The 19,884-nt window shown below is 32.5% G+C and carries 18 protein-coding genes; all 18 read right to left on the minus strand.

The window, feature by feature from the left end; all coding sequences use genetic code 11:
• Positions 1-376: 376 nt before the first annotated feature.
• The 18 genes from rfbD to ACFOOI_RS02300 all read right to left on the minus strand — a co-directional run bounded on the left by rfbD (position 377) and on the right by ACFOOI_RS02300 (position 19,837).
• Positions 377-1,222: a dTDP-4-dehydrorhamnose reductase gene (rfbD, locus tag ACFOOI_RS02215; protein ID WP_379834544.1), complete on the minus strand. Its 846-nt coding sequence runs from the start codon at positions 1,220-1,222 to the stop codon at positions 377-379.
• A complete protein-coding gene (gene rfbA / locus ACFOOI_RS02220) occupies positions 1,222-2,082 on the minus strand; it encodes a glucose-1-phosphate thymidylyltransferase RfbA (protein WP_379834546.1) in 861 nt (286 codons plus the stop codon). The genes rfbD and rfbA overlap by 1 nt, the downstream gene beginning before the upstream one ends.
• A gap of 89 nt (positions 2,083-2,171) precedes the next feature.
• Positions 2,172-3,221 carry a dTDP-glucose 4,6-dehydratase gene (gene rfbB, locus ACFOOI_RS02225; protein WP_379834549.1) on the minus strand — a complete coding sequence of 350 codons (1,050 nt, stop codon included), beginning with the start codon at positions 3,219-3,221 and terminating at the stop codon, positions 2,172-2,174.
• Between the two features lie 13 nt (positions 3,222-3,234).
• On the minus strand, positions 3,235-3,789 hold the full coding sequence (rfbC, locus tag ACFOOI_RS02230) for a dTDP-4-dehydrorhamnose 3,5-epimerase (RefSeq protein ID WP_379834552.1): 555 nt from the start codon (positions 3,787-3,789) through the stop codon (positions 3,235-3,237).
• Complete coding sequence (locus ACFOOI_RS02235) at positions 3,789-4,898, minus strand: DUF1972 domain-containing protein (protein WP_379834554.1); 1,110 nt, start codon at positions 4,896-4,898, stop codon at positions 3,789-3,791. Before ACFOOI_RS02235 ends, rfbC begins: the two co-directional genes overlap by 1 nt.
• Positions 4,895-6,013: a glycosyltransferase family 4 protein gene (locus tag ACFOOI_RS02240; RefSeq protein WP_379834557.1), complete on the minus strand. Its 1,119-nt coding sequence runs from the start codon at positions 6,011-6,013 to the stop codon at positions 4,895-4,897. Before ACFOOI_RS02240 ends, ACFOOI_RS02235 begins: the two co-directional genes overlap by 4 nt.
• Positions 6,010-7,071 carry a glycosyltransferase gene (locus ACFOOI_RS02245; protein ID WP_379834560.1) on the minus strand — a complete coding sequence of 354 codons (1,062 nt, stop codon included), beginning with the start codon at positions 7,069-7,071 and terminating at the stop codon, positions 6,010-6,012. Before ACFOOI_RS02245 ends, ACFOOI_RS02240 begins: the two co-directional genes overlap by 4 nt.
• A gap of 21 nt (positions 7,072-7,092) precedes the next feature.
• On the minus strand, positions 7,093-8,013 hold the full coding sequence (locus ACFOOI_RS02250; protein WP_379834562.1) for a glycosyltransferase family 2 protein: 921 nt from the start codon (positions 8,011-8,013) through the stop codon (positions 7,093-7,095).
• A complete protein-coding gene (locus ACFOOI_RS02255) occupies positions 8,006-9,223 on the minus strand; it encodes an O-antigen ligase family protein (RefSeq protein ID WP_379834565.1) in 1,218 nt (405 codons plus the stop codon). Before ACFOOI_RS02255 ends, ACFOOI_RS02250 begins: the two co-directional genes overlap by 8 nt.
• A 79-nt stretch (positions 9,224-9,302) precedes the next feature.
• The gene (locus ACFOOI_RS02260) at positions 9,303-9,980 is read right to left on the minus strand and encodes a sulfotransferase family 2 domain-containing protein (RefSeq protein ID WP_379834568.1); all 678 of its coding nucleotides are present in this window, start codon (positions 9,978-9,980) and stop codon (positions 9,303-9,305) included.
• On the minus strand, positions 9,977-10,516 hold the full coding sequence (locus tag ACFOOI_RS02265) for an acyltransferase (protein WP_379834571.1): 540 nt from the start codon (positions 10,514-10,516) through the stop codon (positions 9,977-9,979). Before ACFOOI_RS02265 ends, ACFOOI_RS02260 begins: the two co-directional genes overlap by 4 nt.
• Positions 10,513-11,832 carry a flippase gene (locus tag ACFOOI_RS02270; RefSeq protein ID WP_379834574.1) on the minus strand — a complete coding sequence of 440 codons (1,320 nt, stop codon included), beginning with the start codon at positions 11,830-11,832 and terminating at the stop codon, positions 10,513-10,515. Before ACFOOI_RS02270 ends, ACFOOI_RS02265 begins: the two co-directional genes overlap by 4 nt.
• 69 nt (positions 11,833-11,901) lie before the next feature.
• On the minus strand, positions 11,902-12,696 hold the full coding sequence (cysQ, locus tag ACFOOI_RS02275) for a 3'(2'),5'-bisphosphate nucleotidase CysQ (protein ID WP_379834576.1): 795 nt from the start codon (positions 12,694-12,696) through the stop codon (positions 11,902-11,904).
• Positions 12,697-12,707: 11 nt separating this feature from the next.
• Positions 12,708-13,964 (minus strand): sulfate adenylyltransferase subunit 1, encoded by a 1,257-nt coding sequence (locus ACFOOI_RS02280; protein WP_379834579.1) that lies wholly within the window; start codon positions 13,962-13,964, stop codon positions 12,708-12,710.
• Positions 13,965-14,164: 200 nt separating this feature from the next.
• Positions 14,165-15,070, minus strand: coding sequence for a sulfate adenylyltransferase subunit CysD (cysD, locus tag ACFOOI_RS02285; protein WP_379834582.1), 906 nt, complete (start codon positions 15,068-15,070; stop codon positions 14,165-14,167).
• A 9-nt stretch (positions 15,071-15,079) separates the two neighbouring features.
• Complete coding sequence (locus tag ACFOOI_RS02290; RefSeq protein WP_379834584.1) at positions 15,080-16,855, minus strand: SLC13 family permease; 1,776 nt, start codon at positions 16,853-16,855, stop codon at positions 15,080-15,082.
• Positions 16,839-17,438: an adenylyl-sulfate kinase gene (cysC, locus tag ACFOOI_RS02295; protein ID WP_379834587.1), complete on the minus strand. Its 600-nt coding sequence runs from the start codon at positions 17,436-17,438 to the stop codon at positions 16,839-16,841. Before cysC ends, ACFOOI_RS02290 begins: the two co-directional genes overlap by 17 nt.
• Positions 17,435-19,837, minus strand: a complete 2,403-nt coding sequence (locus ACFOOI_RS02300) for a GumC family protein (RefSeq protein WP_379834590.1) — start codon at positions 19,835-19,837, stop codon at positions 17,435-17,437. Before ACFOOI_RS02300 ends, cysC begins: the two co-directional genes overlap by 4 nt.
• Positions 19,838-19,884 lie beyond the last annotated feature (47 nt).

Below are 19,884 nucleotides of genomic sequence, written 5' to 3' on the forward strand. Positions count from 1 at the left end.
AATAAAATAGAAAATAAATCATTAGATCGCCCTGCACTGTTTGAGCACTGTTAAAATTCTTTTGGGAAGTATATTTTTATTAGAACCTTGACAATAAGAATTTTAATTGTGCGAGTTTGCAGGACGATCGGCCGCTGCCGTGCAGTTTTTTTTTGGTGGTTCGCCACTCCGATTCGTTTTTTTTTGAAGGGTCCGGCCTACCGGAAAAATGGAGGCCCCGCTGGCAGGCGACCCAGTTAATGAAAGGGGGTGTTTTTCAAAATGTTAAAAAAATGGCTTCAATGGTAGGTTTAAGCTATGTTTTCTTTAAAAATAAAATTTGCCCGTTTGACAGTATTAAAAAATAAGATTGTTTTAATTAAAAAAAGAAGTTTATTTAACTTTTTAAAGAAATTTTTAGACTCTCTCTCCAATAAGGAATCTCTAAGTTAAATTTTGTTTTGATTTTGCTTTTATCCATGGCACTAAATGCTGGTCTTTTTGCTTTTGTTATGTATTCGGATGTTTTAATAGGATTTAGTTTTATAGATATGTTTGATATTTCAAATATTGCACTTGCGAAATCAAACCATGAGATTGCTCCTTCGTTGCTGTAATGGTAGAGTCCGTATTCGGTTTTGTTTGAAGTTATTATTACAAAAATAGCTCTCGCCAAATCTACACCATAAGTCGGAGTACCAATTTGATCAACTATTACACTTAATTCAGTTCGGTCATTTGCCAAGCGAAGCATGGTTTTCATAAAATTTCCGGCAAATTCAGAATACAGCCAACTCGTACGCAAAATATAATAGTTGTCTAATACTTCAGCTACCCGATGTTCACCTTCTAGTTTTGTGCTTCCATACACACTAATAGGACAGGCTATATTTTCTTCGTCTAAAAGTGCTGGAATATTCCCTTCAAAAACGAAATCAGTGGAAATGTGAATTAAAGTAGCCCCAAACGCTTTACAAACTTCGGCTACATTTTTAGCCCCAGTCTCATTTATTGCTTTGGCAAGTTCTATTTCGTCTTCTGCTTTGTCTACAGCCGTATAAGCGGCACAGTTGATTACGAAGTCAGGCTCTTCATTCGTAAATAGCGTATTTAGTATATTTTGGTCTAATATATTTCCAATGATTTCGTCAGCAAAGAAAACATGGCTTATTGTATATTCTGCCGATACTTTTGCTAAACATTGTCCGAGCTGTCCGTTTCCTCCTAGTACTAATACTCGCATTATTTTATTAAATTTAATAAGTAAGTTCCATAACCAGACTTTACCAGTGGCTTGGCTATTTCAGCCAATTCTGATTTAGATATAAACCCCATTCTATAAGCTACTTCTTCTATACAGCCTATTTTAAGCCCTTGCCTTTCTTCTATCACTTGTACAAATTGCCCTGCCTGCATCAGCGAGTTAAATGTTCCGGTATCTAGCCAAGCGGTGCCTCTGTCCATTACACCCACTTTTAATGTGCCATTTTCTAGATACACTTTGTTTATATCCGTTATTTCTAATTCTCCTCTAGGCGATGGTTTTATGTTTTTGGCTATTTCTACCACGCTATTGTCATAAAAATATAAGCCCGGTACAGCATAATTACTTTTTGGACTTTCTGGTTTTTCTTCGATAGAAATCGCCGTATTTTCAGCGTCGAATTCTACTACGCCATATCGCTCTGGGTCTTGTACGGGATATGCAAAAACTATTCCTCCTACAGGATTAGCACAAGACTGTAGCAATTTGCTTAAACCTGAACCATAAAATATATTATCGCCAAGTACCAATGCCACACTGTCAGAACCAATAAAATCAGCACCTATTATAAAGGCTTGAGCCAGGCCATCTGGGCTTGGCTGCTCTGCATACGAGAGTTTACAACCAATTTGAGAGCCATCGCCCAATAGTTTTTCAAAATGCGGTAAATCATGCGGTGTAGAAATTATCAAAATCTCGTTTATGCCTGATAGCATCAAAATAGACAAAGGATAATAAATCATCGGTTTGTCATAGACTGGCATCAACTGTTTGCTTACAGCAAGTGTTAAGGGGTGCAAGCGTGTTCCTGATCCGCCAGCTAGTATTATTCCTTTCATTTTTTTTTCGTTTTACAATGATTTATTGAGAGAATGCCTGAATGCTTGAATGCTTGAATAAAATAGCCCTCAAAAACATTCAAACCTCTCTAGCTATACATTTTTTCGTAATAAGCTTTGTAATTTCCTGAGGTAATATTTTCAAGCCAATCTTGGTTATTTAAAAACCAATCCACTGTTTTTTCTAAGCCTTCTTCAAACTGTAGCGAAGGTTCCCAGCCCAATTCATTCATGATTTTGTGTGCATCTATGGCGTACCTAAGGTCATGGCCTGCTCTGTCGTTTACATAGGTTATTAGCTGCTCCGATGTTCCTGCTGTTCTCCCTAGTTTGGTATCCATAGTCTTGCAAAGAAGCTTTACGATGTCAATATTTTTCCATTCGTTAAAACCGCCAATATTATAAGTCTCACCTAATGTACCTTTGTGAAAAACGGTATCAATGGCTCGTGCATGATCTTCTACAAATAACCAATCTCTTACGTTTTCACCTTTTCCATATACAGGTAGTGGTTTATTGTGTAAGATATTATTAATCATTAAAGGCAAAAGCTTTTCGGGGAAATGGTTTGGGCCGTAGTTATTTGAACAGTTTGTAATAACCACAGGCATTTTATACGTATTTCCGTAGGCTCTAACAAAATGGTCAGATGACGCCTTTGATGCTGAATATGGTGACCTTGGGTCATAAGGAGTAGTTTCAGTAAAAAAATCTTCGGGATTGTGTAGTTCACCGTAAACTTCATCTGTAGAAACATGATAAAAACGTTTGCCTGCGTAGCCATTCGCTTGCCAAATGCTCTTTGCTGCATTAAGCAAGTTGCAAGTGCCCACCACATTGGTATATACAAATGCCATAGGGTCTGTGATAGAGCGGTCTACATGTGACTCTGCCGCTAAGTGAATGACACCATCAAATTGATGTTCCTCAAAAAGAGCATTGATAAATTCAGCATCTACAATATCACCTTTTATGAATGTGTAGTTACTAGCTTGCTCCACATCCTTTAAGTTATCCAAATTACCCGCATACGTAAGTTTGTCTAAGTTAATTATCTGATAAGTAGGGTAGGAGTTTACAAACAAACGGACTACATGAGAGCCAATAAAACCAGCTCCACCTGTGATTAAAATTTTCATAGTATAAATTTATTTAGAAAGGAAAATCGAAATTATTTTGTAGGCAAAATTCTTTAAAAGAAGGAAGTTCAAGATCTTTTTCAGAAACTAATGGTTCAAAATCTAACGGCCATTGAATGTTTAAACTTGGGTCATTCCAAATTATTCCTCCTTCAGATTCTTTGTGGTAAGGTGCAGTACATTTATAAGCAAAAATACTATCTTCTAATGCTAAAAAACCATGAGCAAATCCTTCTGGAATATAAACCATTTTGTTTGATAAACCATCTAAGTCAAAAAACTCATATTTACCAAAAGTTTCGGATTCAGGCCGTAAATCAACGGCAATGTCTAGGACTCTGCCTGATATCACACGAACAAACTTTCCTTGAGCATAAGCACCGGTCTGAAAATGTAAACCTCTTAATACTCCTTTTTGAGAAAAGGATTGATTGTCTTGAACAAAGGAATTTGGAATGCCTATTTTCTGAAAAGTAGAAGAACTATATGTTTCAAAAAAGTATCCTCTTTCATCTTTGAAAATTTTGGGTTCAAATTTCTTTATATCTCTTAAGTTTATTGTTTCCATTATCTTCCTTTTCTTACACCTTTAGCATAAGCTGTTTTTAAATGTTCTAAATATTGACTATTAATTATTTCCCAATTGTAAAGGTTGGTGATTTTATTATTGTTGTTTTCAATTTTGATGTTCTGACTATTCTTTTCAACAGTATCAATTATTTTTTGAATGTCATCGGCATTTTTGAAATAAAACGCATCCGACCCCAAGATAGATTTATTAAAAATATTATCGTTTGCACATATTAAGCCTTGAGATCCCATCGCTTCTAGTAAAGATGGATTTGTTCCGCCAACCGAATGACCATGGAAATAGAGATTAGAATAATGGCGAATATTGTTTAGTACATTAATGTCAAATATTCCTCCTCTAAATTCTATATTATTATTTGCTTTAAATTTATCAACTAGATAGCTTCCAAATGGCGTATTTGTTCTTCCAATAATAATAAATTTCCTCTTTTGGTTTGACTTTGCATATCCATCTAAAATAGTTTCGATATTATTTTCAGGCTCCATCCTCGCTATTATCAAATCATAAGAATATGGAACTAAATCGTATTGATTTAAAATATCCAAATCTGGATTTTGAAAAAGTAAAGATCCATATGCTATGTAAGTTGACGGTATATTATAGGTTTCAGTTAAATATTGTGTTATGCCAACAGAATCTGATATCCAATGATCGCTGTACCTAACCCCCCATTTTTCCGCATATTTCAAGAAAAATCTTACCTTTTTTGAGTATTTACTTCTTTTCCATTCTAAACCATCCATATTAGTAGTAACTACGGATTTTTTTGGTAAAAGCCATCCCCACACAGTGCTACTAGTGTAACCAAGTTGTAGTACAATATCAAAGTTGTTTTTTCTTATATGTCTTATGCAATTTAAATCATAAATGAACTGTCCAACAGTTCCCCATTTGTCTTCTGGATCCCAACAATGTACTATTTTAACCCCGTTCCATTCTTTTTTTTGATAGGGATGGTTGTGTGAGTTATAAACTGTAACATCAATTTTTTTTTTCACTAAGAATACAGAAAGATATTCTGCTAACTGTTCAAACCCTCCATAATTGTTTGGTATTCCTCGGGTTCCTAAAATTACTAGTTTCATTTTATTTCGCGAATTGCATTATATAAAATTTTAATACCACTATCCCAATTATATTTACTTCTTACAGTTTGTTTTCTTTGGCTAAGAACATGCGATAAATTAGAATTGGCAAGGTTGTTTTTTAGAACATTTCTGAATTCTAAATAATCCAACGGATTAAATAAATTCCCTTCTAAAAAAGAAAAATCTGACATAGCTGTGAGGTTCGAACAAATGGTATTTACACCTAGTGAAACAGCCTCAATGGGAGGAATACCAAAGCCCTCAGCTAAACTGGGGTAGACAAATAGTTCTGCCGCATTGTAAACATGCAGTATCTCCTTATCGTCAATTGTGTCTAACCAATAAAAATGAGAGCGAGCTTCTTCATCTAATTGAGAGATATAATCAGATAAACCTTTAACTTCAATATCATTTTTTCCAACAAAAAGTAGTTGATACCCCTTTTTGCCTAAACCAAGGTCGTAAAAAACTTTCATTAATTCTAAATGATTTTTTCGAGGTTCAATTCGTGAAACATAAAGTATATATTTCGTCAGCCCGTATTTATTTCTTACATAATTCGCAGATTCTATTTTGTTTATTTCTGATAAAAAATCAGAATTTATTGCATTTGGTGTAATAAAAACTTCTTTAATTCCATAGTACTGAATAATTGAATTTAAAGAATAATGAGAAACTGTAAGTTTTATGTCACTTTTTCTAAGAGCTCTTTCAAAAAGGAAATTTCGTGATAATCGGTAAAAAAATGAAAATTTGTCTGGTAAATCTTTAAATAGTAGGTCATGAATTGTTACTATAAAAATACAATTTTTAACAAAAGGAACAATTTGCTGAAAATGTGCGAAATCAATTTTATGCTTCCTTATTACATAAGGTATTTCGAAAACCAACCTTATTGCAGAGGAGCGAAATTTTAATTTTATAAAATATTTTGGGTCAATATCGGGGAAATGAAATGCTAAATTGTCAATATCCATCGCACAGAAGAATACTTCAAATTCACCATCAAATTGCTTACAAAAAGCCGTATAGAATCCTTTAATATAAGTAGTTGTTCCCTGACGCTCTTTATCAAAAATGTGAGCATCTACAATAATTCTTTTCTTTCTCATAAGTGTAATAGAATACGTTCGACAAATTTTTTAGTTGTATACTTATCCTGATAAACATTCTTACATTGAAACTCTAACTTGTACCTAAATTCGGAATTTTCAACATCTAAATTCATCTTATTAACAACATATTCTGTATTAGTTATATTTTCAGTATCCAATTTAATAACTATTTCATCTTCCAAATAATCTTTTATTCCAGGAACATTTGAAACCAAGACAGGAATACCATTTGCCATACATTCCAATAAAACCATATGTCCTGATGAAACTTTTGAATTTGAAAGAGGCAAAATGAAAAACTTTGATTCCTGTATAAACCTTCCAAAATGAGTAGGTGTTACTGCGTAATCAATTTCTACATTAATTGGTATATATTTATTACCAATAATATAAGGCCTAGTCGCAATCTTAAACTTTAGTGAAGGAAAAGAATTAATAAGTCTAAATAAAAAATCATAATCCCTATTGCTTGCTCCACCAGATCCTATATAACCTTTTAAGGGATTTTTCTTCAACATTTCTCTTGTATTATATTGAAGAAAATCCTTGCCAAATAATATGAATGTAAATTTATTTTTTAAGTATGGAAATTCCTCACTGTAGTATAGGATTTCACTACTGCTGTAAACAACTATTTTATCAACATGGCCAAATGAAAAATTGACAAATAATTTCCGAAGCTTATAATAAACTTGATTTGACTTTGGTTCGAATAGAAAACCGCATACTATAATCCTTCTTCTATTTCGATTTAGTTTATTTATCATTCCAAGAAAAATGCCAATAATTGGATTAATACAAATTATTTCTGTTCTATTGTTTCCTTTAAACCAAATTTCAATGGCACTATTTAACGATTTAAGCCATAACCAAACATGTGAAGCTTGATTTCCAAAATATTTCCATTTGTGAAAACGAATAATTAAATTGTCTTCATATCCTTTGTTAAAAAACTGAGTTCTTTCATATTTATCACGAACAGAATTTATAACAAAGTCTTCTAATCTAGAATAACTGTCAGAATCATATATAAATTGTAAATTTTTTAATTTCACTTTAAGATAATTATTAAATTTTCAGTTATTTTTTTTGTATTTCATAGAAATCATAAGTCCATCTTTGAAGCCTCTTATGATAGAAAAAGTAGATTTATAATCCTTAATTCGCAAAAGTTTAAAACTTAGATACAATACCCATCTAGGAATAAAATAAATTATAAAAAAAGGGAAAAGTAAATTATTAAGATGTTTACGTTGTAAATAAATAATGTTTCTAGTACTTAAATAAAAGGCAAAACTTTTCCCCTTATTGGCTCGGAAAGTCTGATGAGATTTATGAAAAACAACTGAATCAGGACAGAAAATAATGTCATGACCACTCTTTATAATTCTTAAAGAGTAATCGGTATCTTCGCAGTTTGCAAAAAAGAACTCATCAAATAAACCAATTCTATTTATTGAATCTCTTGTAATTAGACAAGAACAACCGAACATAAAACCAGTTTGACTAACTATTTTGAATCTTGTTTGATCAACTTTTCCATCCCCAAAATGTTTAGCTATTCCAGAGAAAAAAGAAACATTACCTCCTGCATAATTTAAGATTTCAGGTTGATCGTAATAAAAAACTTTAGAGGTAAATGCATATGCATTAGGAAACAATTCTAATTGATTATAAAATCCATTTAGGAAATCTTCAGAAACTATTGTATCATTATTTAATAGAACAAAATATTGTGGATTATACTTCTCTTTAACATAATCAATAGCAAGATTATTACCTCTTGCAAAACCTTCATTTTTCTCAAATTTCAATAATTCTATTTCATCATTGAATAACAAATAGTCTTCTAATTGATTTATACATTCTAATCCTGAACCATTATCAACTAACAAAATTTTAAAATCTTTATTTTTTAATTTTTTAATAGAGTTAATACACTCGATTGATAAATCTGCACCGTTCCAATTTAGGATAATAATTACCGTTTTATACATAAGTTTTACTTAAATTTCTTTGACCAAACTGTGAACCCAATGTGATTATTGATAGACTAAATGCTGGATTAAAAAATCCTCCGCTCGATATTGTTGCAAAAAGAATGGCTATTGTCATTCCTAGAAAAAATCGATGTGTATTAATATTATTTTTCAATTTCTTATTATTGATTAATTTCTGAATGAATAATATAAAAAGGAATAGTCCTAAAACTCCAAATTTTAATAGAACATAGATAAATCCGTTGTGAAAAGTTGGGATAGATTGATATTCAAACTGGCCTAATTGAATTGATGTATCAAGTCTTAATCTATAACCTAGGCCATGACCTAAAAATTTCTCGATCCAGGATGAATTAGAAAAAAGTTCTAATGCTTTAAATGTTTCATAACTTCTCCATTTAGTATTAATATCGCGAAAATCAAATTGATGAACTTTATAGGAAAATAGTTCGCTGTATATTTTGGTGAATTTTGTTAAAAGTTCATTTTTGAAATTGAAAGAGTTTACTTCCTCGATTATGTTGTAAAAAATCAGCAATAAACTGAAAAATATTAAAACACTTTTAAGATTTATTTTTAAAATTCCGAAAGAGAATAAAGTCATAACTATAATAGAGATATACATTGTTCGAGAAAAATAAAATACAATCGAAATTGTTAAGAAGAAAATAGCAATGTATAAATATATATTCTTAAAATCTTGACCAAAAATAGGCCTACGTAAGATTATAATCAACATCAAACAGAATCCGAAAACTTCTATTAAAGAAGATCTACCTAATTCAAATCTGAAATCATCAATTGATACAAACGAAATTGAGGCATTGAAAATATTATATAAATGGAAGATTACAGAATAGAATGATAACAATAAAATAAGGTGATAATTACTTAGATTACGTTTGTTTAAACTTTGTAAAAGAGAACCAAAAAAAAAGAAAATGGGAACACTACTTAGTAAAAAGATATCTCTCAAGATGTCATTTAATTTTGGAGATTGCGAAATGTTAAATAATGAAAAACTTATATAGATAATCCACACCCCAATGCCAATGCCCATACTGCTATTCAAAACTTTGATAGGCTTTGTTAAGTAGACGAAAATTATATAAAGCAAGGCAACTGCCCAAATAATTTCAGCGGGCAAAAATTTATAGGTGATAAAAAGAAATAGACTAAATAGAATTTCGAATTTTCTAAACTTCATATAGACATGTATAAACGTTCATTTACTATAATTCAATAGTTTTTGGGAAAATGCTGATAAATAAACCCGTTTAAATGGACTACTCTCTCATTTTATAATTACCAATGAGAAAATCTTCTTTATAAACAAGATTTATTATGTTTATCATTTCAGTTGTGTAGATTTTCTCCACCTTTTTACCAGTTTTATTATCAAAAGGAAGAATCTCATTATTAAGAATCCCGAGTTTATTCTTAATGAAATTAAAATCATTTTGAAGGTTTTCATATTTCCCTATAAAATCCAATTCAGATTTTCCATTTAAGCTTTTGAACCAGGAAAACTGAGTTTGAAAATGTTCAAAATCTTGTAAATCATAGTCATTGAAAAAATTTAAAACAAAATCACTGTAGTCTGAATATTTTGTTAAAATATTTTGATATTTAAGGTCATTTTTGGCTTTCCTACCCCCCGTTTTCAAATAGTCATATGCGGATTCTAACCTTGTATAGGGATTACGCATTATGGTGAATTTGAATAATTTTTCCATTCTATCAGAACCTAATTTTGTTTCATATTTGGAATATTTCACATGTCCAAACTCAGTACTTTTAAAAATTCCTTTCTGAAATGATATACCTGCAGCCTTAGGGATGTGAATAAAAATTGCTCCTTTTGGTAAGAACATTTTAAGATTTTTTCTTAGAGCTATATCCTCATTTGAAGACGTCCAAACCCCAAATTTTAATAGATTGTATATATTCTTTAAAAAACTCATATTCTATATTTAATGATTTTTGCTGGAACACCTCCCACTATTGCATAAGGTGGTACGTCCTTAGTTACAACGGCATTAGCTCCGACTATCGCCCCTTTCCCTATATTTACTCCTTTTGTTATAACGGCTCCATAGCCTATCCATACATCCTCTTCTATTGTGATTGGGGAGGTAGTTATGCCCTGCTGTATCATTGGTGTGTTACAGTTTTTGAAAACATGATCGGTATCTCTTATAGACACTGTTTGAGAAATCATTACATTTTTACCTATTGTAATTCTCTCATTAATTCCAAGTACAGTAAAACTGCCTATAAAGCTATTCTCACCAATTTCAAGAGTGCCAGAACCTTGAATTATAACATTTGGAAATATTGAAGTCCTGTCTTTTAAATTTATTAATAGATTACCATACTTCTTGAATAAATTTATCCTGATAAACCCTCTAATTCTAGCATTTGGATGTATATTTAGCGTTTTGAACCAAAATATTTTATAATAATATGTCCAAAAAAAAGTAATTATTTTATTTATCATAAAAATGGAATTGTTGAAAAATTAAGTTTCTTTTTAACAAAGAACCAACTGTAAGTCATGTTTAAAAAAATGGTTATTGTTGTAGCAATTGCCGCTCCTAGAGAACCGTATAATTGTATAAAGAGGTAGTTGAGAATAATATTGAGTACCAATGTTATTAGGGTTATTCTTTGTAAAGTTTTGTCATGGTTTGTCATTATTAGTAAGTTTCCAACAGGCCCGGAGGCAATATTGAAAAATTGACCTACCGAAAGAATAACTAAAGTTGGATATGCTTCAATGAACTCTGCTCCGAATAGTGATAGAATAGACTTTCCCAGTATGATAAAAAGTATTAGACATGCAGCACCAATTATTATTAAAGTTCCAGTGATTTTTTGAATCAAACTTTTTAGTCTTAGCTCTTCCCCTTTTTGATATAATTCAACTATTTTAGGAGAAAGAGCAGAAATTGCGGCTTGCAAGAAAAAAATACTTAGCAAAGTTATTTTAGCTGCGGCATTATATAAACCGACTTCTTTGGAATTCGAAAGAATGCCAAGCATTATGGAATCTATGCTAGAAGAAATTATTAGAGAAACTGAGACAAGAAGCAGAGGGTATGAGGTTTTTGTTAAAAATTTAAGACTACCTAGATCAATTTTAGCGATTTTGAAATAGTTTTTGGATAAATAGGAAATAAAGATAGTGACGACAATTCGTCCAATGGCGTAAAAATAAACGGCGTGTAATGCAGTCATTGAAATTTCAAGAAATTCGAAAGAAATGATTAGAATAGCTACTATTGCCATACTAAGTACTTGATCGACTAAATTACTTTGCCAGATTTTTTCATTCGCAATTAGAATTGCTTGCATTATTCTTGAGACACCTTGAAAGAAAATGGCAACTACCGAAACTGTAATAAGGTTATGAAATGAGCTTTTATGATAGAAGAGATTAGATATTGTTTCTTTAATGGAATAATTAATAATAATAAAAAATGCAACAGACATGCAGACCAAAGCAAAGGATGTCATTATTAATTTATCACTTTCAAATGAATTAGATTTCACTCGAATTTGTGCTATCTGACGTGTTAAGACATTTGGTATTCCTAGAAGAGCAATAATTAAAAGAACATTTGCATATTGGAGAGCTAGGTTTATGTTCCCAAAGCCAATCGGTCCTAATAGTTGGCCCAGCTTCATATTCACAAAAAGACCTATTAGTACACCAACAATCTTCAAAAACAAAGATCTGGATGAGTGCTTGAGTACAAAGAATAAATCTTTGTTAGCCTTAATTGTGAAAACGAGTGATTTGATTTTCTCCATTAAATAAGCTGATATTTGGTGGAAAGGTAGGTATATATATGCATTTTGGATAAACTTTATTGGCCTCTTTTAATTTACTAAAAACCAGTTATTTAGAAGGTTCTCCCTATTGTAAAGTATTAAATCTTTAGTCTGCCAGTCTAAAACTTGTCTACCCGCATATAGGCAAATCCCTTGACCCGCTGCGGTATCCCATTCCATGGTGGGAGCAAATCTTGGGTAGCAGTCTGCCAATCCTTCAGCCACCATACAAAGTTTTAACGAGCTTCCTCTGGAGATAACTTCTATTTCTCCATGTTCCTTTTTCAAGTCAGCTATATAGTCTTCGGTTTCAATAGAAAGATGAGACTTGCTAGCAACCACGGTGTAGTTTTTACGTCCTGCGTCTATGGGTAATTTTTGACCTTTATCTTTAATGTCTAACAGGGAATCTTCGCCGTCAATAATTAGTGTTTTAAAAGAGCCGATACTTTTTTCTGCATAATATAATTCTCCTGTGGCGGGTGCAAAAACCACACTCAATATTGGAATTTGATTTTCAATCAAAGCAATATTAACCGTAAACTCTCCATTTTTTTTAATGAACTCTTTCGTACCATCTATTGGATCAACTATCCATAATTTTTCCCAATTTTTTCTTTCTTCATAAGGAATGTTTTTACCCTCTTCAGAGAGTACAGGAATATTTGTAATCCCTAGCTGTGCCACTATTTCTTTATGAGCGACAAGATCTGCCTTGGTTAAAGGAGAATTATCTCCTTTGGTTTCAATTCCGAAATCATCGGAATTATAAATGGTCATAATGGCGTCTCCTGCATCCATGGATGCTTTAATGGCTATGTCTAAAAGTTCTGTATTAGTCATTAAGTATTAGTTTAAAGGATAAAGCCTAAGCCAGATGTATTGTTTGTCATTGGGTCTATGAGGATAAATGCTCCATTAGCAGGGTTATCTACATATTTGTCTGCGAAAATTTCCCCAGCAAGTTTGATTTTCACTTCCCCTATTTCATTTAGTTGAATGTCGTTTCTTTCTGGAGCCTCTTCTAAAATAGTAATATCTAACACACTTTCTATAGAAAGGATCTTTGCCTTTTGTTTATTAACTCCGTGCTGAAGCAGCATGGTTTTTCCGGCGGTTAAGGAGGTGGTGTCCATCCAGCATATTCTAGCCGTTATCTCTTTCACACTATCGGGGATGTTGGTAATTTTGGCTAGCATGTTACCTCTGCTAATGTCAATATCATCTTCTAATGTAATATTAACCGAAAAACCAGCTTGAGCGGTCTCTAATTTTTCTTCAAAGCGTTCAATAGTCTTTATTTTAGAGGTTTTCCTACTTGGTAAGACAATTATTTCGTCGCCTACTTTGAATTCTCCACTGCTAATTCTACCCGAATACCCTCTAAAATCATGATAAGCTTCTGTTTTTGGTCTTATGACATACTGCACGCCAAGTCTTGCAGGAATGTTTTCCGCACTAAATCTAGCTACTTTAGATTCTATGTTCTCTAAAATTCCAAGTAGAGCATCGCCTTCATACCAGGGTGTTTTATCGGATTTTATCGTCATATTATCACCATATAACGAAGATAAAGGAATAAAGGTAATTTTCTGACCTTCAAATCCTGCCTTTCCTACTGTATTTTCAAATTCCGTTTTAATGGCATTGTACTTTTCTTCGGAGTAATCTACCAAATCCATTTTATTTACCGCCACTATTACATTCTCTATACGTAGCAGCTGGCTGATATAGTAATGTCTTTTGGTTTGTTCAGAAATACCATTTCTAGAATCGATCAAAATAATAGAAACAGACGCATTACTAGCTCCAGTAATCATGTTTCTTGTATACTCCAAATGACCAGGCGTATCCGCAATAATATATTTTCTAGTTGGTGTGTTGAAATAGATATGAGCCACATCTATAGTAATTCCTTGCTCACGCTCAGCTATTAAGCCATCAGTAAGGAGAGAGAGATCAGTAAAATCTAAACCTTTTCTTTTAGAAGCCATTTCTAGTGCTTCTATTTTGTCTTTTGTGATAGACTTGGTTTCATATAGTAACCGTCCTATTAAAGTACTTTTACCATCATCTACCGAACCTGCTGTTGCTATCTTTAAAATATCCATTTGTTTCTTCTTAGTGATCTAAAATATGTTTTAATGTCGAAAGAAGCGTCAACCTTCTTTCTCTTTAAGTCAGTTCAAGATAGTCGAGAACTTTATTTTATTAAGTGCCTTTTGCTACAAATAATACTGTTCTCCTCAGGAACGCCCGTCGCTTCGATTAGACTGATGATATTTCTCTTTTGCACAGACAATAGGTTTTATTAGAAATACCCTTGCTGTTTACGTTTTTCCATGGCTGCTTCAGAACGTTTATCATCAATTCTGGCTCCTCTTTCAGAGATTTCAGCACTTAATATTTCATCAATAATGGTATCAATATTATCCGCTGTAGATTTAACCGCAGCGGTACAAGACATATCTCCTAAAGTTCTAAATCTAACTGTTTCCTCAAAGACCTTTTCATCCTCCATTCTATTGACAAATTCAGATTCAGACCATAACATCCCATCCCTTTCAAACACCTTCCTTTTGTGTGCAAAATATACAGATGGGATTTCTATTTTCTCTTCTTTGATATAATTCCATACATCAAGTTCAGTCCAGTTAGAAATTGGGAATACTCTTACATTCTCCCCTATTTCTATATCTCCGTTTAGCATATCAAACATTTCTGGTCTTTGCTTTTTAGCATCCCACTGTCCAAAGTCATCTCTCACACTAAAAATTCTTTCTTTGGCTCTTGCCTTTTCTTCGTCTCTTCTTGCTCCACCCAAACAGGCATCAAATTTATTAGTTTCCACCGCCTCTAAAAGAGTTACGGTTTGTAAAGCATTTCTACTGGCATATTTCCCAGTCTCCTCTTTTACTTTCCCTTCTTTGATAGATTGTTCTACACTACCTATCAAAAGATCTAAATTTAACTCTTTTACTAATTTATCTCTAAATTCGATAGTTTCTGGAAAGTTATGTCCAGTATCTACATGTAAAAGAGGAAAAGGAATTTTCCCTGGATGAAAAGCTTTTTGTGCTAACCTAACAAGTGTAATTGAATCTTTCCCACATGAAAAAAGTAAAGCTGGTTTTTCAAACTGGGCAGCCACTTCTCGCATGATATATATTGCCTCGTCTTCTAACTGTCTTGGAAAACTTCTATTCGTATCTAGCATATATTTAACCTAGTTATACCACAAATAAATCATACCTGTGGAAATGAATAATGATATTAAATTTAAAGGAATTCCGATTTTTAAATAATCTATAAATCGATAGCTACCTGGACCTTGTACCATCATGTTTGTTTGATAACCTATGGGCGTGGAAAAAGATGATGTAGCTCCAAATAACAAAGCCAAGGCAAAAGCGTGTATGGGATAACCAGTGGAAGCAGCCAAATAGGACACAACTGGAAATAAAACAGCAGCCGCAGCAGCATTGTTAAGAATTTCACTTAAAAACATTGTCATAGCAATTAAAGAAAAAATAACCCCTACAAAACCAAGATTACCCGATATTGCTATTAATGAATTACTTAAAAATAGAGGGATGCCAACCTTATCTACCGCTTTAGATATCCCCAAAGATGCTGATATGACAACCAATACCTTCCAATTAATGGCCTTCAATGATTCAGATATATTGATGATTTTAGATATAAATAAAATCCCTACACCCAAAGCTGCTGATAAGAACATAGGTAATATACCAAATACTGCTAAAAGTATCACTCCTAATAATACCGTTAAAATAATATAAATATCTCTGCTTCCTTTTTGCTCAAAATCTTCCGATTCCGTAACTAATAGAAAATCTTTGGTATGATACCATTTACGAACAAAATCTGGAGGAGAAAGTAATAATAAGGTATCCCCTTCTGTCAATAATACCTCCCCAATTTTCTGATTTAGTCTGTGACCATGTCTATGAATAGCTAAAATTACAGAGCCATAAATTTCTCTAAAATTACTATTTTTAACAAGTTTGTTTATTAGAGGTGAACCATTTGAAATAACAGCTTCAAAACACTTATATCCATTCTTACTAAACACCTCTTGATCTTTAATTAATTCCAACCCCTCATTTTTTTGTAATTCTATTATGGTAGATGGAACTCCCGTAAAGAACAAACGATCTCTTAAGCATATTTTCTCCTGAGGAGTCACTGCATTAATTATTCTACCATTGCGTTCAATTTGAAATAGATATAATCCTGTTAACTTTCTTAAACCTGCTTCTTCAATACTTTTATTTAAATTTTTAAAATTAGAATTTACTTTTAAGGCAACTACAAAATCACGAGTATTATTATCAAGCTCGATTTCCTTATCCTTAGATATTGGTAAAAATCGATACCCTAAAAATGCAATATATAATCCTCCAACTAGAACAATGACGCCTCCAATCTTAAGGGGTTCAAAAAAAGTAAAACCAATATCCCCAATATCTAATAACATACCGTGAACTATTAACACAGTAGAAGTTCCTATCAGTGTACAAGTACCACCAAGAATAGTAAAGTAAGACAAGGGTAAAAGGAATTTTGATACCGGAATATGATGACTTCTGGTCCATGTTTTAATAACTGGTATCAATAAAGCCACTACAGGCGTATTATTGATAAAAGCAGAAATAGTAGTAACAGGAATTCCCATCCTCAAAAGTGCTCTGGTGTAATTACCATTAAAGTTACCTAACAAGTGATATGAAATCTTGTCTAGTACATTTGTCTGCTTAACCGACTGAGCTATTATATACAAAAGAGCTATGGTTAACATACCTTGGTTTGAAAAGCCAAGAAGTCCCTCTTCAATACTAATTACGTGAGCTAACATTAAAATCAATAATGCAGCCACAATAGTAATAGCGGTATCAAACAGATTGAATATTAAAATAGTAATTATTCCGAGAAGGACTAAACAAACCAAAATAAGTGAAAAATCAACCAAGGTATCCATCTTTTTTTAAGAATTCAATAACTCTTTTTATTGAAAATTCAAGTTCTTCCTCATCAGTATTAATAGTTATTTTAGCAGATTTCGGTTCTTCATAAGGTTGAGAAATACCAGTGAAATTTTTGATTTCACCTTTAATTGCTTTTTCATATAGGCCTTTCACATCTCGTTTAATACATACTTCTAATGGAGTAGATACATGAACTTCAATAAAATTATCTTCTCCTATGACATCTTTTGCATTAATTCTATCTTGTCGAAAAGGCGAAATAAAGGCCGTAACTATAATGGCTCCGTGGTCTGTAAATAATTTACATACTTCACTAACTCTTCGAATATTTTCGTTTCTATCCGTCTCCGAAAAGCTTAAATTTTTATTTAATCCATGTCTGATATTATCTCCATCTAAAACCACAGCATACTTTTTCAATTCAAAAAGAGCTTTTTGCATTGCTTTGGCCAAAGTTGATTTACCAGAACCACTTAAACCTGTAAACCATAATACACATCCTTTTTGACCTAAAAGAGTATTAAAATCATTTTTATCTAGGTAATCTTCCTCCCATTTTAAGTTATTTTCGCTCATTTTAACCTATTTTTTATTTTCAATAGATAACTTGTTTTCTGTTCAGTATCCTTATTCCCATATCCATATCCATATCCATATCCATATCCATATCCATATCCATATCCATATCCAGCTGAATTTTTATAGTCTACGGCATTGAAGATTACGTGTATACTTTTGAATATCTTTTTGTTTTTAATATCTTTTACATTATTTAATAAAACTTTCGGTGATTTGTTTTGACGGATTACATAAAAACATACGTCAGCTATAGGAGCCATTATGAGTGCATCAGATACTAAAGAGGTTGGGGGAGTATCTAGTAAGATGTAATCATATTTTTTACTTAGTTCATCTATTAATTGCTTGAATTTTGGTTTATTTAATAGTTCAGAAGGGTTTGGAGGTATATTACCGGAAGTAATCATGCTCAGATTTTGGTATTGAGTGTTTTGTATTACGTCTTCCAGACTTGATTTTCCAATTAAATAATTACTCACGCCTTTATTATTATTTAAGCCTATATAATCATGGATGGTAGGTTTTCGTAGATCCAGTCCCAATAAAATAACTCTTTTATCCAATAATCCCAAAGATGCTGCAAGGTTTGCCGTTACAAAAGATTTTCCTTCGCCTGGGGCCGAGCTTGTTACTAAAATGATTTTTGCTTTTTTTTCATCTTCATTTACATTATCAAATAAGTAAGCCAAATTAGATCTAATCATTCGAAACTGTTCGGAGACAAATGATCGGCTATTTAAATTTAAAATTTCTCCTTCCTCATCTTTAGGTTTAAATGCAATTTCTCCAAAAACAGAAAGTCCAGTTTTTTCTTCAATATCCTTTTTGGTTTGGACGGTATAGGTAAGTAATTCTTTTATGTTTATTGCAGCTGCTGGTATTACTAATCCTAATAACAAACCCAAAATAAGTACTATTTTTTTCTTTGGTTTCACAGGTTCGTCTGAGGTATAAGGCTTATCTACAATACGACTATCTGTAACGGTACTAGCATAAGAAAGTGCTGTTTCTTCGCGTTTTTTTAATAGTAAAAGATATAAGTTTTCTTTAATACTCGCTTGACGTTTAATTTCGACATATTGCCTTTCTTTTTTTGGTATAGTACTGATAGCTCCCTCTAGGCGTGCATTTAAATTTTGTAGGCTATTTTGGGTGACTTGTAGACCAGACTTTTGGTTTCTTAAATTTTCTTTAATGGCCTGCTTTAAATTGCCCATTTGCGTATTAACTGTTTCGAGAAACGGGTTATTGCCCGTAGAGCTTCGGCTCAAGCGTTCTCTTTCAAGTTCCAGGGTTGAGAGCTGACCCAAATAAGCGGTTAGCACTGGGTCATTGACGCTCATGGCTGCTGGTGAAACGTTTCCAAGTTGATTTGAGGAAAGATATCGATCCACTCCGTCTAATACTTTTAGCTGTATATTTACTTCGTTAAGTTTGGTATCGTTGTCTTTTACTTTTTCTAAAAATAAGTTTGCCTCTGTACTTAGGTCAGTTATACCCGCTGAGCGGCGGTATTGCTCCACATCTTGTTCTACATCCCCAAGTTCAGATGTTATCAATTTTAATCGGTCTTCAATAAAACGAAGGGTATTGGTAGCTTCTCGGTTCTTATCTTGCAAAGATGCAAAAGCATATTCCTCTAACAAAACTGACATTACATCTTTTCCTTTTTCAGGTAAGGAATTTTCAGAACTAAGTTTTATTACTGTACTTTTTTGATTCACCAATTCCGTATTTAAAGCCTCTATCATTTCAGATACTAATGCGTCCTTTTGGTGAAAGATAACTTTTACAGGTTCGCCATCTTTTAAAGCAGATGACTCTGGAAGAGAGTCGGAAGCAAATACGCGGAATGATCCATATTTGCTTTTAATTTTATCAGAATACATAAACTCGCCCAGGCTGTTTTTATCTTCATCCAGGAGTCGGTATTTTGATGCCCCTAATAGCTCTATATAAAGTGGATTATTATATGCATAAGAATTTAAGTCAGTTGCATTTATTTTAATAGGAGAGTCTGTAAAAAGCTCAACATCTCTGATGCGACCGTCGTGCCAATAAGTAACTGTTAAGTTCAATTTATCTACTACTTTCTCAATAAGTGTTCTTGATCGTAAAACTTCAATTTCATTTTCTACCAATTTACTGCCACCCATGATGTCTAGCTCTTCTAGCATGTCGTTTCCAGCTGTGAGTCCCTTTTCCTCGTCTTTAACCAACATAGTAGCAGAAACTTCGTATATAGGGGTACTGTATCGTAAATACAAAAATGCTAATGTTATGCAAAGGAATGTAGATGCTAAAAACCAAGGCCACATACGGAGGTATTTAAACAAAAAATTACGCAAGTCGAAGTTATCTTCTTCGTTTTCTTGCCATATATCACGGTCGCTCATAGTTTTTTAAAGTTTTTTGTATTTGTGTTTGAGTAGGCTTTATTGTT

The organism is Lacihabitans lacunae (genome assembly GCF_042649125.1).
Lineage (GTDB): Bacteria > Bacteroidota > Bacteroidia > Cytophagales > Spirosomataceae > Leadbetterella > Leadbetterella lacunae.

What these genes read in the sequence shown, in the direction of transcription:
- rfbD (WP_379834544.1), bottom strand. Translation starts at nt 1,222, where the DNA reads ATGCGAGTATTAGTACTAGGAGGAAACGGACAGCTCGGACAATGTTTA.
- rfbA (WP_379834546.1), bottom strand. Translation starts at nt 2,082, where the DNA reads ATGAAAGGAATAATACTAGCTGGCGGATCAGGAACACGCTTGCACCCC.
- rfbB (WP_379834549.1), bottom strand. Translation starts at nt 3,221, where the DNA reads ATGAAAATTTTAATCACAGGTGGAGCTGGTTTTATTGGCTCTCATGTA.
- rfbC (WP_379834552.1), bottom strand. Translation starts at nt 3,789, where the DNA reads ATGGAAACAATAAACTTAAGAGATATAAAGAAATTTGAACCCAAAATT.
- ACFOOI_RS02235 (WP_379834554.1), bottom strand. Translation starts at nt 4,898, where the DNA reads ATGAAACTAGTAATTTTAGGAACCCGAGGAATACCAAACAATTATGGA.
- ACFOOI_RS02240 (WP_379834557.1), bottom strand. Translation starts at nt 6,013, where the DNA reads ATGAGAAAGAAAAGAATTATTGTAGATGCTCACATTTTTGATAAAGAG.
- ACFOOI_RS02250 (WP_379834562.1), bottom strand. Translation starts at nt 8,013, where the DNA reads ATGTATAAAACGGTAATTATTATCCTAAATTGGAACGGTGCAGATTTA.
- ACFOOI_RS02255 (WP_379834565.1), bottom strand. Translation starts at nt 9,223, where the DNA reads ATGAAGTTTAGAAAATTCGAAATTCTATTTAGTCTATTTCTTTTTATC.
- ACFOOI_RS02260 (WP_379834568.1), bottom strand. Translation starts at nt 9,980, where the DNA reads ATGAGTTTTTTAAAGAATATATACAATCTATTAAAATTTGGGGTTTGG.
- ACFOOI_RS02265 (WP_379834571.1), bottom strand. Translation starts at nt 10,516, where the DNA reads ATGATAAATAAAATAATTACTTTTTTTTGGACATATTATTATAAAATA.
- ACFOOI_RS02270 (WP_379834574.1), bottom strand. Translation starts at nt 11,832, where the DNA reads ATGGAGAAAATCAAATCACTCGTTTTCACAATTAAGGCTAACAAAGAT.
- cysQ (WP_379834576.1), bottom strand. Translation starts at nt 12,696, where the DNA reads ATGACTAATACAGAACTTTTAGACATAGCCATTAAAGCATCCATGGAT.
- ACFOOI_RS02280 (WP_379834579.1), bottom strand. Translation starts at nt 13,964, where the DNA reads ATGGATATTTTAAAGATAGCAACAGCAGGTTCGGTAGATGATGGTAAA.
- cysD (WP_379834582.1), bottom strand. Translation starts at nt 15,070, where the DNA reads ATGCTAGATACGAATAGAAGTTTTCCAAGACAGTTAGAAGACGAGGCA.
- ACFOOI_RS02290 (WP_379834584.1), bottom strand. Translation starts at nt 16,855, where the DNA reads ATGGATACCTTGGTTGATTTTTCACTTATTTTGGTTTGTTTAGTCCTT.
- cysC (WP_379834587.1), bottom strand. Translation starts at nt 17,438, where the DNA reads ATGAGCGAAAATAACTTAAAATGGGAGGAAGATTACCTAGATAAAAAT.
- ACFOOI_RS02300 (WP_379834590.1), bottom strand. Translation starts at nt 19,837, where the DNA reads ATGAGCGACCGTGATATATGGCAAGAAAACGAAGAAGATAACTTCGAC.